Consider the following 15809-nt stretch of genomic DNA (forward strand, 5'->3'; position numbering starts at 1 on the left):
ATTAATTTTTACAACAACTCCTTGAGCTAAGAGTAGAGCAATACCTGCCAGCTGATTTTCAATCAGCAGTTTTACTCCAGACTCCCTTCATAGAGCTGTCCTTTATACTTAATATGTTGATAGATTTTCGCCCCAATAGCGCTATCTAAACAATTAACGGTCACGGTCACATGGGTAACACCGAGCTCGACAATTTCCTGAGCATACTCCGGCAGTAGTAGTCCATTTGTTGAAAGACAAAAAACGATGTGCGGATTTTCCGCTCCAATCAAGCGGATTGTCTCCCGCGTGTTTTCCCAATTGGCTAAAGCATCTCCAGGTCCTGCAATTCCGACCACACTAAGTTGCCCAATTCGAGCACTTACCTTGTCAAACTTGTTTTTAGCTGCTTGTGGCGCAAGTATTTCACTGGTTACACCTGGACGACTTTCATTGACACAATCAAATTTACGATTACAATAGTTGCAGCTAATATTACAATGTGGTGCAACAGGCAAATGCATTCGAGCAAATTTCTGATGAGCATCAAAGGAGTAACAGGGATGCCTCTGGGTTTTTTCCAACATAGCAGCAGCTATTGGCATTTTTGTATCCGACGTCGTAACTGGACAACCCATATTTTTCACCTCGGCCTTCTATCTTTTTTCTTTAATAATCCCTATACTCCTCTTAATTAAATTTAGCTTAGAACGGAATGCCGTGGTTCACTCATTATTTTATGAGCTTTTTAATGACTAGTCAGAACCTGATAATCATCAGATTCTGACTAGTCCGGTAAAAAGCCAGTTGAGTTTTACAAGCATTGCTTGCTCAGAATCCTAATCCGTTTAATTCTCTTTACCATACATTCAGTATCCATTCCTTATTCTTTTTGTACTCCATATCAGTGAACAGCGTGTTCGCCATCTCTTCGGCGAGCCAGATCGCGCCCGCATAGCCGACAACCGGGTGACGGTACAGTCCCGCCCGGTCGTAGGTGGGAAACCCCACGCGGACCATAGGAATATTATTGTCAATGGCAATGAAGCGCCCTTTGGAATGACCCAATATGAGATCGAGTTCCAATCCCTGGTTTTTGATCCGATCTTCCAGCTCCCACAGATCTGAATTGCAGATGACCTGCATTTCGAAATCAACGTTTTCCTGAAACGCCTTGAGACGGGGATCCTCCTGATAGGTCACGTTGTCATCGCCGAGCAGAAGCAGCACAGGCTTCATCTCCAGATCGAGACAAAATTCCGCCAGACCTATGACCAGATCAGGATGTCCGTAGATAGCAACTCGCTTATCGGCGAAAAACATGTGCACAAGATCCGTCAGTGCATCAATGGCAATTCCTCGTTCGCGAACGAGGGACTGAGGAATTGGCTTGCCGGTCATTTTCTTCAGATTCTGCAAAAAGGTATCCGTGTTGCGGATGCCGATAGGGGTCGGCCCTATTATGGTCGGAATGTCAAATTCCTTTTCAAGATAGTGGGCGGCTTTTCCACCCTCGTATTTGTTCAGCGCAATCGTTCCCAGGGCATTGGCCGTGTCGATCAGTTCCTCAACCGTCGTGCTGCCGTGGGAAACGGCGCTATGATCCGGATCTGGCATTAAAGGGGAATCGAAGCTTTCAATTTCGAAAAGAACCGTTGCCTCCACCTGCATTTCTGACAGAAGATGCTTAAGCGCTGTCACGTCTCCCGGGTTAACCCAGCCGGTAATTAGGTTGAGTTTTCCGTTGGGTTTGTCCTTTTTGGCCAGGGTCTGGACAAAAGCCTCCAGGGCCACATCGTATCCCGTCACCTGACTTCCTTTAAAACTGGGGGTATGAACCGGAATAAGATAGACCTCCCGATCAGCATATTTTTCTTTTAAAAGCCCTTGATTGAGTTTGCGAATCACACCATCGACATCGTCACCGATGACTTCCGTCGAGCAGGTTGTGATAATGGGTATGACTTTCACATGGGGATAGCGCATTAAAACCACATCGACCGCTTCCTCGACACGATGGACGGCACCGAAGACTGCACCATCCTCATGCACTGATGAAGACGCGATATCAAAGTTATCCTTAAAATGCTGAGCGAACAACAAGCGGACGAACATCACACAGCCCTGTCCTCCATGAACTACTGCCAGACAATCCTTGATTCCTATGCTGGCATACTGCGCTCCCGCAGGCTGGCAGGTAAATATCGGATTGATAATGCCGGCACGTTCTTTTTCTTTGATCTCACAAGACATAGTATGACACCCTTTCCTCTTAAATTTCTTCTACTTCCAACCGTGACGGCACAGCTCCCAGCTTTTAATACTTAGGGTCAGTAAGCTCTTCATTCAGTGATCCTGTAATCGTCAAGAAGTCCATGCGCTCTTTGAGTCCCTGCATGAGTGACTTAATGTCCTTTTTCTCCATGGTGGCCAGCCACGGATAGGTAGCTTTAAAATCCCTGGCCAAGATTACAGCATCCACCCAATAGCATTTGTCCGCCGGAGTTTCAAGCTCGACGGGCTCCTCGCACAACAACTGCCTGGTTTTGGTCAGGATACCCTCGTTTTGTCTCTCCCTGTCCCAGGCGCGGGAGTGAAACTGCCACAGACACCATTTCATGATATAGTCCACCAGTTGCTCAACTCTGTCCTTTTGAGTCTCTTCCAGACTTACTTCCATAACTGTCATGCCTCCCTTATACCGCGTCGGAAAGCGGTTCTGATGAACGTGGATAGGTCTTCCCACGCAATTTTGTAACACAGTCATAATCACCCGTATAAGGTCTTTCCTCAATGGGAGTTGTCTCCTCCTTATTGATATTTACATCAGAAATCATCTGACGCGTCAAAAATCCTACCTCAGTGGGTATCTCATCCTTGCTGATATCCAGGCCGGAAAGCTGATGAATCGGCGAATAGAGTGCGTTGTAGATATCCCGGGCAAACCTGACCCAGCCTTCAAACCCCTTGTAAGGACCGTTGTGATAGGCATGAGCATTGAGGTATTGAACCCGAAGCTTTTTGGCGACCTCCCCGGGACGAACCCCCGTGAAGATGATGTCGGGCTTCAGCGTCTTCATAGCTTCGATTCCCTCCAGCTCATTGGGATCGTCGATAGCCAGTGCGCCTTCTTGACAACGGGCAATCCCCTTTTCCATATCTCCCTGATGACCGAACTTCGTATACACGGAAACAACCTCGACTCCCATCTCTTCATGGATTACATTCGCCCAGTGCCAAAGTTTGGAGCCCCCGGGCCAGAGACACACTTTTTTCCCTTGCAGACGTTTGGCGTACCAGTCAAGTTCCGGTTTCCAGCGGGCAATCTCTTCGTCGATAATGGCTTGAGCTTCCTTTTCCAGTCCAAAAAACATGGCCACCTTCATCAGGGACTCGGACAGTGGTTTGAAGCCAAACCCCTCGATATCCAGACGCGGAATCCCGTATCTTACTCTAAGTTCATTGCAGATGTATTCCGAGGAACGCGCACATTCCAAAACGTTGAGGTGGCCCCGGTGCATCCCTCTGAGTGAATCATAGGAGCCATTGCCGGTAAAGCAAGAAAGCACTTGAATGCCCATCCGCTTAAAATAGTCCACCATGACCTCCGTATCCCCCTGGATGTTATAGTCGCCGACGTAATTGATGACGTACTTGCTGGTAATTTCCGGTTCAAAGGTTCCCACCTTCTGATCCAGCCAGGCGAGATTGATTTTATGATGTCCTCCCGACTGACTCGGCCCTGCAAATCCAGGAGAATTGCAGACAAAGATATCCACATCAGGCATTTCCTCCATCACTTCTTGGGCAACCGCACCTATATCGTCCCCAATCAAGGCTGTGGCGCAGGTTTGGTAGAGACTCATTCGCTTGATATAGGGAAAGGCTTGAAAGGCCTCAATAATGTTTTGCTTGAGCATTTTCTCCGCTCCGAAGATGATGTGTTTTTCCTTGACATCCGTGGCATAGGTATATTTGAGCTGAAAGTTGTCATTATCGCTGATATAGCGTTTGGTTTGCCAGGTGTCGTAGGTGCATCCGACGGGTCCATGACTCATATGGATGACGTCCTTCATGGGGGCACCGATGACGTGCTTGGCCCCGCAGTAAGCACAGCCGCGTTCCGAAATCGTGCCCGGAATGGTGTTGAGGTAGCCAAGGGGCAGGCACGACGTCAAATCTTCACCGGGGCCTTTTGTAACGGCGTGCTTTTCTCTTTCAGGAATACACTCACTGCATTTAAATTTGTGATAGGGCATAATTTGTTCCTCCTTTATTTAATCCATGAATAGCTTACTTTCCTTTGTTAGATTGCCGCATCTCCCGACTCCTTTGTTCTAACTCGGACTGCATCAAGGGCCGGCAGGACAAAGATTTTGCCGTCACCCACCTTGTACTCAGTTTTATTGGCCTTAATGATGGCTGAAATAATCTTTACCACATCTTCGTCATGGGCCAGGATATTAAACATTCTGCGGGGAAACAAACGAGTGCCATCTAAGAACTCGGTGATCATCTTTTCTGTAGTCTGATCATCTTTCTGAGCCAAGGCCAATAAAGTCTTTCTCCGTTCAGCAATGATGGATTTGTCTTCCACCAGCTTGCCGCGCCCCACAACCTTAGTAGCCGTGAAACCGGCAGCCCCAACTTCGATTAGAGCCTTTTTAGTAACACTGACCTTATTCATTCTTACGACAGCTATAATCTCTTTCATAACGCCACTCCTTTACAGCTCAGCAACGCCGCTTGAGACGGTATATACTTCATCGATTGGACTTATAATTACTTTCCCATCCCCAAAAGCACCATTTTCACTGGTCTTAGCATGCTGGAGAATTACATCCAGCACATCCTCTTTGTCTCCATCCTTAACGGCTAACATAATCAGGCTTTTAGGAATTTCGTCATAGAGGATGTCACCGAATGTAATACCCTTTTGTTTGCCGCGGCCTACTACATCAATGACAGTGGCAGCATGAAACCCGGCTTTGGAAAGTTCATTAAGCACCACTTCTTTTTTATCCGGTCTAACGATGGCTTTAATCATGATCATAATCAGTGTCGACTCCCTTCCTTTTCTGCACTTGAAGCAGCCCTTAATCCACCAAACCGTATTTGACAACCATGGCCTCTAATTCATCCATGGTGAGAGGTTTAGGAATGACAAAATTCTTATTTTCGATAATCCTTCGTGCCAGTTCTCCATATTCATGGGCTTGGTTTTCATTAGCGTCGAATTCAACCACGGTTTGTTTGTTGAATTCAGCCTTTTGAACCACATTATCGCGCGGTACAAAGTGGATTAAATGGGTGCCGATCGCTGCCGTAAACTCTTCCAGGAATTCTCTTTCCTTATCAACTTTACGACTATTGCAAATGACCCCACCGAGGCGGACACCACTTTGCTTGGCATATTTAAGCAGACCTTTGCAGATATTATTGGCTGCATAGACAGCCATCATCTCTCCTGAAGCTACAATATAAACTTCCTGGGCTTTTCCTTCACGGATCGGCATGGCAAATCCACCACAGACAACATCACCCAGGACATCAAAAAATACAAAGTCTAAATCCGAGGTATAAGCCCCATTTTTCTCCATAAGATCAATGGCTGTGATGACGCCACGACCCGCACATCCTACGCCTGGTTCAGGACCGCCCGACTCAACACAGCGAATCCCGCCAAACCCTGTTTTTACCACTCTGTCAATGGTAACCTTCGATTCACCTTCATCGCGAAGTATATCCATCAAGGTTTGTTGATTCATCCCACCAAGAATAAGACGAGTCGAATCTGCCTTTGGATCACATCCATGGATGAAGACCTTCTGATTGTAAAAATGCACCATGGCAGCGGCTGTATTTTGTTGGGTTGTTGATTTGCCAATTCCACCTTTACCATAAATAGCAATTTTTCTTGTCATTTTAAAAACTCCTCTCATAATTACCATTAATTGAATTCGTTTGATTGCTTGACCTTCATTGTCTGAGATTATTGAATGACTCAGGCCCCTCTTTGCCATCGCCATGGCCTAGATAATCTGAATAAGACACCATAAGCATCACCTCTCTTAATCAATTTAAAAAGAAACAAAGTGAGCCCCTAATTCTGTAAAATTAAAGGCTCACTAAAACACTCTTCCACTTCAAATCATCCATCGATTTGCTGCCCGGTTATGAAATTGTACTGATCTGTAAGAGCTAAGTGATTAAACTCATATCACTTTAATCACTCTACCACTTTGACCACTCTATCACTTGATCACTCTATCACTCTGACCACTTGACGCACTACTCAAGCAAATTCAAATTCTTATTTTCTGAAACTCCTTTCATGTACCGACAAACTTGTAATTAGTTTGTTACTTGGCATTCATTATTTGATATTTTTATTAAAATCACTCCGCACCATCACCATGATTCCAAATCAGGTATAAGGCGCCATCGCATCACCTCCCTTAATCAGTTTTAAAAAAACAAAGTGAGCCCTAATTTTGTATAATTAAGGCTCACTAAAACACTTTTCCACTTCAAATCATCGTTTGATTTGCTGCCCGGTTATGAAGTTGTACTGACCTATTCTATAAGGGTTAGTTTATCAAAACGTTCCCTTGTCACTCTTTCACTCTAATAACCTGACTCACTATTCAATAGAACTCTAATTAAAGATGCATAACTCCCAATCCCACCCGCGCGTGTTCCAATAGTGGATGAAGAGAAGAACGACCATGAATTGCTACAGCAAGCCATTTGGAGTTTGTTGTCAATCCAATTTTCAGAGACATATTAGCATTGCTGTTGGTATGAGTAAACACGCTGTTGCTGGCTTCCAAAGTTGCATGAATAAGGGCGTGAATCTTTTGGGCTTCCTTTGGAATTATGCCCGTATTAAACGCTGTTGATATTACCGAATTTGTTAGTTTTCCTGTATGTTGAAGATTTGCAACTTTTCCTCCAAGTTCAGTCACACCACAACATATGTCAAACATTTCACTGAGAGATGCTCTGAGTTCTTCTTCTTCCTCTCTTGTTTGGGTCAAGGCCAGCAGTATTGCCGCCTTTTCTATGGAAGGCTTTCTTTCTTTATCCAACGTAAATTGCAATATTAAGCCCTCCTTTTTGCCGGATAAAATTTTCCAGAATACATTGTCTTGTAAGTATTTTTCCATTTAACATTGTTATGAGATTGGTAGATCGCCATATTTTCCATTCTATACTGTTTTGTATTATTATACGCATTGCATTTTGTTGTGTCAATACTTTTTCACAAAATAATATACGAGGATCAGCATCTTTAAACTTTTTCCTTTTCATAAGGATTAAGTCTCAGCTTTGACAGTCTGTGGCTGCAAGAAGTGCCTCAAGACCTTATATTTCAGAGGCTAGAGGCACATGTCGATAACTATGCGATTTCTTTTAGTTTTCAAAGTATAATTTGTCCTTTAAAATGTGATATAATTGTCAATATATTGCTGATGAAAGGTTCGTTGTAACGCTATGGTTGAGAACAAAGCCTTAACACCGCAAGAAGTGGCTGACGTATTGAAAATTTCCAAAAGTACTGTTTATGATTTAATCAAACGCAGAGAATTAAATGCTTACAGAGCGGGGAAAAAATTGCGTGTCGATTTAGAGGATGTGGAAAACTATAAAAACAAAACTAAAGACTCCAAACCCATCACCACATTTTCTCCTGATCCAAGCAACTACGTTTCTTCACTTATTTATGAAAAAATGCAGCATAGAAACAGCTCTTTTATAATTTCGGGTCAGGACCTTATTTTAGATGTTTTATGCCGTTACTTAGATCGCCATCCCAAAGGAATTCGCGCCTTACGTTCCTATGAAGGAAGTTATAATGCGATATATGCACTTTATCAAGGAGAAGTTCAAGTGGCTACTGCTCATATGTGGGATGGCAAGACAGGAGAATACAATGTGCCATTCGTTGAAAGGATGCTGCCGGGAACTCCAACTGTTATTATTCGTCTTGCCAGCCGTATGCAAGGTTTCTATGTAGCGAAAGGGAACCCGAAAAACATCAAGGATTGGAACGATTTATGCCGTTCAGATATTGCAATTATCAACCGTGAAAAGGGTAGTGGTACAAGAATATTACTAGATGAGCACTTGCGTAAAATGGGCATTTCAGGTCGATCCATTAATGGCTATATGAGAGAATTCCATTCTCATCTTGCCATTGCCAGTACGGTTGCCCGTGGAGATGCAGATCTTGGTATTGGCAATGAAAAGGCCTGTTTGCAAGTACAGGGAATCGATTTCATACCTCTTCAAGAAGAGCAATATGACATGGTCATAAAAAAAGAAGATCTAAACCGCCCTGCCTTTAACGCAATTTTTGAAATAATCCGGTCTGAAGAGTTCAAATTTGAGTTGCAAGGGTTAGGCGGCTATGACCTCACTGAACTAGGAAAAGTTATTGCTGAAACTTGACCTTTAGTTAAAAAGCTTTGTTTTTATTAGGTGGAAAAGGAGCCTTCTTCAGAAGCGCTCCTTTTCATATTTTAAAGTTAATTCACAAGGTATACAGCTCCGGCTTACTTCACCAGCGAGTTAATCTTTTCTACAATATTACCCAGACCTAAAAATTCCGCCCACGTAACCTGAATAAACTCACCATCTTGATTAATGAAAGGCATTTCTGTTCGGTTAGGATTATACCTAAAATCAGAACCTATACGCCCTTTAAGGCAAAGCGGTCGGCCATTTGCAGCTGATTTCGCAGTGACCCCAATAACTTTACCATTCTTTGAGTTAATATCAAATTTGCAGCCAGATTCACAAAAAGTGCAGGTAGCTTCTTCCGTATTGAACTCCCACGCTCTCCCTTTACCTATTATATTTTTGTCTATAAGTGCCCCAACTGGACAAATAGCCACACACCTGTTGCAATAGACACAGATTGAATCCTTCAAGTCAGTGTCCATAAATGTTGAAACCTTAGTGTTAAATCCACGATAAGCAAAGCCAATCACATTGCGTTCCGTTACCGCCTCGCACGTAGCAATGCATTTGCCACACAATATACACTTGTTAAGATCCCTTAAAATATAAGGATTTGCGTCATCAATGGGAAGCTGGCGTTTCTCCCCTTTGTAAATTTCTCCTTTTACACCATATTCATAGGCGTATTCCGCCAAGGAACAGTCGCCTAATTTCTGACAGGTCATGCAATCTAACGGATGATTGGCAACCAACAACTCCAGAATCGTTTTACGCGCATTTCGAACTTTTGGATTCTGAGTTTCTACCTTCATACCCTGCATTACTTGAGTGACGCAAGACGGAGGCAGATTGCGCATTCCTTCGATTTGCACGACACACAAACGACAAGCGCCGGCAGGGGTAAGCGCCGGGTCATGACACAAGGTAGGAATCGGAATATTGTTCATGCGACAGGCTTCGAGCACAGTCGTCCCCTTCGGAACGCTAACTTCGCGCCCATCAATTGTTAATGTAAGGCCCTCCAAAGTGTTTCGCTCCTTTCCTATATCGAATATACCAAAATAATCACAACAAATTGCATTTCTCCAAACAGGATACATTTCGATGCAAGCATCCTCATCGATCTTATGAGTTGCCTTTTTATATCCACCTCCTGACAATTCATGTGAAAATATATCAAAAAAGACCTTTAAAAAAGTGGATTCTTTTTAATCCTCACTACATTATTGAATATGCACTTAAACTTAAGCACGCTTTTTTGGTTATATATCTAATTCTTCATTAATTATTGTCGGCAGTATCATAAGCTTTGGCTTGTTTTTAGCTTGAGCCTCCGCCATAAGCTCATCATAGAGATCATGCAGTCTAGATAAACCTTGGGCTACCTGTGGTATCGTGCAATTGTTTGCTACATATTCACCTCCATCAGAAAAACCAACCATGACGAAGTCTGTAAATTCAAATACTTTATTAGTATCATGGTTTATGATGACGGCTGATACCCCATCAGTGTAGGTATTAACATTAATAGTTAACGAACTTTTTATTTCATGCACTTGTGCATTCCTCCTTTAATTTTTCAACCCTTTCTCCTTATAAGAAACAATGTTAAAAAGTCGCTATGATTATTTATCATCAGATATTGCCGCTATAAGCCAACTCTTCTGAACTTTAATTAACCGGACTAGTATAAAAAATAGAGCTCCCAAAAAGGGAGCCCTTAATAAACTGATGTCCCAGTCTATCGGCTACTCCTTTTCAATAGTGGATGCATACCCGTTTCCGGGTACACCCTGAGGACTGTAAAGCCCTGGCCGGTAACCATAGATTACTCATTAGGTTTATTCCGGCTCGGAGATAGAGTTTATAAAGTTTTTTGATGCCATAGCTGCGAGGGGGACTGCAATAACTCCGTTTCCTTGTCCCTCAAAAATACTCCGTTATTTCTTGTGGATGAAGAAGGATTCGTACTCTTCATCGCTCAAATCATAGTTATAAAATTCTGAGAAGAAATATTTGGTTTTTTTTCAAATCAAGATACTTGGTATACTCCGGATAAAGAGTTTAAATCCCAACGGTGCTTCAGGAGACGGACGATCCCACCAGAAAGCCGCAATCTTGTCAGACAGACATTTCGCGCAACCTGTTCCACATAGGTGATCTTTACCTCAGTTTGATATAGCTCATCAAGGCCTTTTCTTTATAATTTAGTTCTAAACCAACTGCTTCTGAACTTTAATTAATTGACTGATAATACTTACCGCTATTTCTGCTGGAGTTTCTGCTCCGATTTTCAAACCGATTGGAGAATACAATTTTTGTAACGATTCACTGCGGACTCCTTCCTCCTCTAATTCTGCTTTCAAGGCTTTAACTTTTCTGTAGCTACCCATCATGCCAATATATCTGGCTGGTTGATTAATCACTTTGCGCAAACACACCTTATCAGAATTTGACCCTTTAGTAACAATCACGATAAACGTATGTTGATTAATGTTTATCGCATCTAGTGATCGTTCAAAGTCATCACATATAATTCTATCGGCCAAGTAAAATCGGGCATAATTAGCAAACGATGGACGATCATCTACAACAGTTACCTCATACCTGAGAATTTTGGCCATAGCCACGAGAGGTTGGGCAATATATCCTGCCCCTAAAATCAACAAGTGTATGACGGTCGTTGGAGGCTCTATCAGTAATCGGACAGTGGCCTTCGTGATGGAAGATTTACATGTCTCAAACTCAGAATCCAAACTAATCAACTGCGGATAGAGTTTCCCCCTACCTGTTTCAGCACTCTCTAGGGCAACTTTATTCAAGTCCTCTGAACCAAGGTCACCTAAGACCTCTCTATTATTTTTGATGAAAAGCTTTTTCCCTATCCACCGTTCCTCAGCCGCTTCAATCACAGTCACTGATATTGGGTCATGGTGACTCCCTAAAGCAGACAAATAATCCTTGTTAAGCTTGGTCTGTTCTGCGAGGCTTTGATAACCCAAATAATCAATGAATAAGCCCATGATACCCCCGCAAACCATACCCTCTTCCTGACCAACGTCAGCAGTCATATTTAAATAATAAATCTTAGGGGTGTGCGCCACTATAACATTGAAAGCCTCCCGTCTGGCCTCAGCCTCCCCACATCCTCCGCCGATAGTGCCAACTGTAGTCCCGTCAGCAAAAACCAACATCTTAGCCCCGGGCTTGCGGGGGATTGAACCCAGCGCACTGGTTACCGTAATCAGTGCTGCCTCTAAATTATGGTCAAATACTTTTTTAAGTCCCTGGAAAATTTCCTTATCCATTAGCCCTGCCCCCTTACCCAGCCTTTTCAAGGACATGTAAAGGTATCTTTAAAAAACGATCGTCAATCCTAACTCCTGATATCGCTTATACGCAGCCTCCATCGTGTTACGGAATTCCATATTATCCTGATATACGCACCAATCAACAGCAGATCCTTTTTTCCATTTCGGAGTACGATTAATGTGAATACCCAACGCTTTATTCCCACTCCCTGCCATCAAGGGCGCGGGAGTATCCTCTGGTTCCAGCCAGCGGCCGAACTAATATTAATATCCGGCATTACCAGCCGCATAATAGCTATCACCCTTGCCGCTTCCTGTGCCGAACAAGGCCGGATGATTTTCAATGGCAATTCCTTTGAAAGGAGTAAATTTAGACACATAGACATAGTGGAGATGTACATTCTGCTTAACTTGAAACATAAATTCCACATAGTCCTGATATTTAGTCTCCTCCGGGCTCAAGCCGGCCATGATTCCTGTGCCTAATTTGAGGCCGGCTTCTCCAATTCGCTGCGCGAACTGTTTTTTTTTGCTTCCAAATCATCCCCGGGTTTAAGCCTTTGGAAAACTTCCGGATTAACGGTTTCAAAAACAGCGCTGACTCGATACACTAGCGTCTGTTTGGTAAAAGTTGCGAATCCTGCCTTAGCGCTTTGCTTCCTTAGCACCACTTATTAGGATATTTGAATCAATTGTCATCATTTACCCCCTTTCCAACATCCTTTTCCTAAGCTTGATGATTGACTAAAAATCATATAACTATCTAAAATGAAATGGCTCCACGATCAAAGAACGTGGAGCCATCGAGAAATAAAAGCCTAGATAGCTTGTCCACTCCTTTTCAAATGTAGAAGGCATACCCGTTTCCGAATATACCCCGAGGGCTAAAAGCCCTGGCCAGGGAACCATCGATTTCTCATTAGGTTCATCCGGCTAGGAGTTTAGTATATTTGGTTTTCATTAAACTCTAATATGCACTGGCTTCCCCGAAATATGAACCATTTTACTAATGACCGTTATACCCAGTCCCCTCTGGGCCAGACGATCGATCTGTTCAAGCACCCGGATTTGGTTACCAATGTCCAGGCTAGATGTTGGCTCGTCCATGACCAAGATTTCTGGTTGCTGAGCCAAGGCCTGAGCAATAAGTACCATCTGTCGCTCGCCACCACTGATTTCGGTATAAATCCTGTCTTTAAGGAAGGGAGCGTCGGGGATCTGATAGACACGATTTTGCTATACAGCCTAATTCCTTTCCAACTTGGATCGAAAAAATCCCTTTATAGAACCCTCCCTATTCCAGGCTAAGATTACTTCAGGATTCCAAGCTGATACTTGTTCCATCGAGACAGGCGACAACCCCGCGTTTCCCCCTAGGCAACCTTGGCAACGTTAAGACCACCAATTATGCCTAAGGCTTCAATGTGCATTGAACCATCGGGTTCGGACTGTAACCCTTTTGCGCCTTCCGCATAATATACACTTACACGCTTTCTTGAGGTATTTTTGCCGCTCTTGCTGTAGTTTGGCTGGTCGGTGTTGCTGAATTCTGTTTAGTCTGGGTTGAAGTCGACTGCATCCGGCGATATCGAGTACCTTCCTATGGGAAAAGAGAAAACAAAATCAGAAGGGCTATGATAATAAGCACTATTTCCTTCCGTAATGGCCTACGCGTCTTGAAATCAGGGTCTTCAAACGAACCGATCTCATTAATCGGAATAGCCTTTTTAGCCAACATTTAATCCGACATCCTTTTCTTATGAGCTTGATAATTGACCATATAGCCACGAAAATTATTCTATTTCTTCCATAGCTACCTCGAAAATCTCGTAATCTGGCAACCCCCAAAACGCTTTTAGATCTAACTCTCGAACGCCTGAAATAGATAACCGCCGATTTCCTTTAATCCAGATACTATGTTTAATAAAAGATGAACAAAACTCGAATCTTGCAGGATTCGCAAGTCTTGCCCTACAAAGCCCTTGAATAGCATCGGCCAAGCAGGTAGAACCGTAGACTTGAACCTGCACATCTGGAGATTTTATATATCCCAGCAGTTTCTCCGCAATTAGCGCCATCCGAACGGCAAGCAATAGATCCGGGCATGTTTCGCCGTGATGGGTTAGTGCTTGTTTGAGCAAAGTCTTCTGAAGAGCGTTTGCACTAAGAGGGGATATTTGTGGTGTTCGCGGTGATAATACTGTATCATGCTCGAAGTAAGGTTTAATATCAATAACAGGCGTCCCATCAATTGCATCCATATCAGCCACATATAGCGTATTCTCCTGAATCCGATCCAACTTAACCAAGGTTAGAGCTACAGGATTAAGGCGAGACGGAGAGCGTAAAGCGAACACTCCGAATCTATGAGACAAAGGATTGACTTTAGATGGTACTGCGGTAGTAACGTTGCGAGGCGCTTGATGAAACCAAGTCAAAATCCATAAGTGAGAGTATTCTTCGATTCTCTCCAGTGCTCCGACATATGGTGGAAATACCCTTATCCCTGCCTGGATTCCATTTGTGGGCATGTCATCACAATTTGTTATCGATGATTGTACTATCCCGATGGGATTAATTGTAATAGATTCTTCCACTAAAATATCTATCCCCTTTCAGATATTTCTTGGTAATACGATTTAGATACACATACTTTGCAAAACGTCCTCTTATCTACTGTAACTTCCCGACGATCTAAAACTACTTCACCACATTTTTCACAAACTATATTATGTAGTGGCATTCCGGGCAAATCCTCCGGGGGAGGGGGGGGTACTGACAAACACTTTCTTCCACAGAAATAATTCTTCATCCTTAAAACTCTGCATAAAAACTACAGGGTCTTCACCTGGTTGGGGATAAGTTGCAATCTTTGGCGATACCCTTATAGCTTCATTCGTTGCAAGTTAACGAAGGTTGCTGCCATTTTCCCCATAATCGACGACCTTTAATCACCTTCGACCAAGAGTACATCCCGTTACAACACTCACATCGTCCGTCGCGCACCGATCCATTTCTACATACACAATTAAGTCACGAAAACTTAAGGGGTCATCTATACCCAAGATTTGCATGCCGAGGCGAGCCATCTCACCCCAATACCACACCCATACAGAGGTGACCATGATAAGCAACAGCTGCTTAGAGATCCTCATCCAAAGAACGCATTCTTTTTCCTCCTTTCAGAATGTCCTTTATATTAAATTTTTTCCATCGTCACGCCAATGTCGGAAGGTTTTCCAAAATACATCGAAGTGGTCACAATTGCATCGATGCCTGTCCGAGCGTATTCTTCGATATTGTCTCCATTGATTCCACCCGCTCCAAGAAGGGTAATATTCGGGTTAAGTCGTCTTATTTGATCAACCATGATTCTTAAATCATTCGCTGGGATCTTATCAAATTGTAATCCGTCAACTCCGGATCCGATTAAATGGAGTGCATCTTCAATCCTTTCCACCTCAACTATGATTTTCTTTTCACAGGCATTGGTTTTAATTTGTTTCATTATTTGTGCCAGATTGTTGATATCGCCTAGGAAGGTTATATGTTGTTTGAAGATTAAGATCGTTTCAGATAAACCCAGTCGGTGGGGAAAAGCCCCTCCCGCAATAATAGACTTAATGGCAAGCTCCTTGGTTCCCGGAAAGGATTTCCTTGTAGCAACAACAGTAATCTGTGGACTAACTAATTTAGCCTTATCCACCATCCTTTTTGTTCTTGTTGCAATACCTGAGCTGTATTCAATTATATTCATCGCCATTTTCCAAGCCATATGAAGACTTGATGCTAACCCTTCCGCTTCAATAAATATATCTCCTTTGTTAACAACAGAACCCGACGGCAACGATCGAATTGGCGTAATTCCAAACTTTGCAAAGATCCTTAAAACTTCCTCTACCCCTGATAAGACCGTATATTCTCTCGCAGTAAAACTTATCTTCCCCTTGAATCCACCTATGCCAAGGGTCAGTGTTGTTAAATCAATATACGGCACATCCTCTTTGATCCATCGGTCTATTGTTTCATCACTGATATAAAGCATAGTCCTGC

Annotated in this window: 17 protein-coding genes, 1 pseudogene and 2 riboswitches; of the genes and pseudogenes, 1 reads left to right on the forward strand and 17 read right to left on the reverse strand. The window is 43.2% G+C overall.

Annotated features, from left to right (window positions below):
• Window positions 1–71: 71 nt before the first annotated feature.
• From LJE72_RS26535 to LJE72_RS11135, 8 genes are all read right to left on the reverse strand, one after another.
• Window positions 72–617 (reverse strand): radical SAM protein, encoded by a 546-nt coding sequence (locus LJE72_RS26535; protein ID WP_312038926.1) that lies wholly within the window; start codon window positions 615–617, stop codon window positions 72–74.
• Between the two features lie 220 nt (window positions 618–837).
• Window positions 838–2232 carry a Fe-only nitrogenase subunit beta gene (anfK, locus tag LJE72_RS11105; RefSeq protein ID WP_229247642.1) on the reverse strand — a complete coding sequence of 465 codons (1395 nt, stop codon included), beginning with the start codon at window positions 2230–2232 and terminating at the stop codon, window positions 838–840.
• 64 nt (window positions 2233–2296) lie between these two features.
• Window positions 2297–2647 carry a Fe-only nitrogenase subunit delta gene (anfG, locus tag LJE72_RS11110; protein WP_229247684.1) on the reverse strand — a complete coding sequence of 117 codons (351 nt, stop codon included), beginning with the start codon at window positions 2645–2647 and terminating at the stop codon, window positions 2297–2299.
• Between the two features lie 28 nt (window positions 2648–2675).
• Window positions 2676–4238 (reverse strand): nitrogenase iron-iron protein, alpha chain, encoded by a 1563-nt coding sequence (gene anfD / locus LJE72_RS11115; protein ID WP_229247643.1) that lies wholly within the window; start codon window positions 4236–4238, stop codon window positions 2676–2678.
• 47 nt (window positions 4239–4285) lie between these two features.
• Complete coding sequence (locus LJE72_RS11120) at window positions 4286–4693, reverse strand: P-II family nitrogen regulator (protein ID WP_229247644.1); 408 nt, start codon at window positions 4691–4693, stop codon at window positions 4286–4288.
• Window positions 4694–4705: 12 nt separating this feature from the next.
• On the reverse strand, window positions 4706–5032 hold the full coding sequence (locus tag LJE72_RS11125) for a P-II family nitrogen regulator (RefSeq protein ID WP_229247645.1): 327 nt from the start codon (window positions 5030–5032) through the stop codon (window positions 4706–4708).
• 43 nt (window positions 5033–5075) lie between these two features.
• Window positions 5076–5903 carry a nitrogenase iron protein gene (gene nifH, locus LJE72_RS11130; protein WP_229247646.1) on the reverse strand — a complete coding sequence of 276 codons (828 nt, stop codon included), beginning with the start codon at window positions 5901–5903 and terminating at the stop codon, window positions 5076–5078.
• Window positions 5904–6641: 738 nt separating this feature from the next.
• On the reverse strand, window positions 6642–7082 hold the full coding sequence (locus LJE72_RS11135) for a HutP family protein (RefSeq protein WP_229247647.1): 441 nt from the start codon (window positions 7080–7082) through the stop codon (window positions 6642–6644).
• Between the two features lie 394 nt (window positions 7083–7476).
• Here LJE72_RS11135 and LJE72_RS11140 point away from each other — a divergent pair, with 394 nt between their 5' ends.
• On the forward strand, window positions 7477–8433 hold the full coding sequence (locus LJE72_RS11140; protein WP_229247648.1) for a substrate-binding domain-containing protein: 957 nt from the start codon (window positions 7477–7479) through the stop codon (window positions 8431–8433).
• Between the two features lie 104 nt (window positions 8434–8537).
• Here the strand turns inward: LJE72_RS11140 and LJE72_RS11145 are convergent, their stop codons facing one another.
• The 9 genes and pseudogenes from LJE72_RS11145 to modD all read right to left on the reverse strand — a co-directional run bounded on the left by LJE72_RS11145 (window position 8538) and on the right by modD (window position 15801).
• Window positions 8538–9470 carry a 2Fe-2S iron-sulfur cluster-binding protein gene (locus LJE72_RS11145; protein ID WP_229247649.1) on the reverse strand — a complete coding sequence of 311 codons (933 nt, stop codon included), beginning with the start codon at window positions 9468–9470 and terminating at the stop codon, window positions 8538–8540.
• Between the two features lie 237 nt (window positions 9471–9707).
• Window positions 9708–10001, reverse strand: coding sequence for a hypothetical protein (locus LJE72_RS11150; protein WP_229247650.1), 294 nt, complete (start codon window positions 9999–10001; stop codon window positions 9708–9710).
• Window positions 10002–10180: 179 nt separating this feature from the next.
• Window positions 10181–10314: riboswitch (molybdenum cofactor riboswitch) on the reverse strand.
• Between the two features lie 344 nt (window positions 10315–10658).
• On the reverse strand, window positions 10659–11753 hold the full coding sequence (locus tag LJE72_RS11155; RefSeq protein WP_229247651.1) for an XdhC family protein: 1095 nt from the start codon (window positions 11751–11753) through the stop codon (window positions 10659–10661).
• A gap of 218 nt (window positions 11754–11971) precedes the next feature.
• The gene (locus tag LJE72_RS11160) at window positions 11972–12187 is read right to left on the reverse strand and encodes a hypothetical protein (protein ID WP_396390870.1); all 216 of its coding nucleotides are present in this window, start codon (window positions 12185–12187) and stop codon (window positions 11972–11974) included.
• A gap of 387 nt (window positions 12188–12574) precedes the next feature.
• Window positions 12575–12708: riboswitch (molybdenum cofactor riboswitch) on the reverse strand.
• 53 nt (window positions 12709–12761) lie between these two features.
• Window positions 12762–12959: pseudogene (locus LJE72_RS11165) on the reverse strand (ATP-binding cassette domain-containing protein); the annotation flags it as partial.
• A 397-nt stretch (window positions 12960–13356) separates the two neighbouring features.
• On the reverse strand, window positions 13357–13494 hold the full coding sequence (locus LJE72_RS11170; RefSeq protein ID WP_229247653.1) for a hypothetical protein: 138 nt from the start codon (window positions 13492–13494) through the stop codon (window positions 13357–13359).
• Between the two features lie 55 nt (window positions 13495–13549).
• A complete protein-coding gene (gene tsaA / locus LJE72_RS26540) occupies window positions 13550–14353 on the reverse strand; it encodes a tRNA (N6-threonylcarbamoyladenosine(37)-N6)-methyltransferase TrmO (RefSeq protein ID WP_229247654.1) in 804 nt (267 codons plus the stop codon).
• A 354-nt stretch (window positions 14354–14707) separates the two neighbouring features.
• Window positions 14708–14911: a formylmethanofuran dehydrogenase subunit E family protein gene (locus LJE72_RS11180; protein WP_229247655.1), complete on the reverse strand. Its 204-nt coding sequence runs from the start codon at window positions 14909–14911 to the stop codon at window positions 14708–14710.
• 44 nt (window positions 14912–14955) lie between these two features.
• The gene (gene modD / locus LJE72_RS11185) at window positions 14956–15801 is read right to left on the reverse strand and encodes a ModD protein (protein WP_229247656.1); all 846 of its coding nucleotides are present in this window, start codon (window positions 15799–15801) and stop codon (window positions 14956–14958) included.
• Window positions 15802–15809 lie beyond the last annotated feature (8 nt).

Origin of the sequence: Desulfosporosinus shakirovi (assembly GCF_020595055.1) — a bacterium.
GTDB lineage: Bacteria > Bacillota > Desulfitobacteriia > Desulfitobacteriales > Desulfitobacteriaceae > Desulfosporosinus > Desulfosporosinus shakirovi.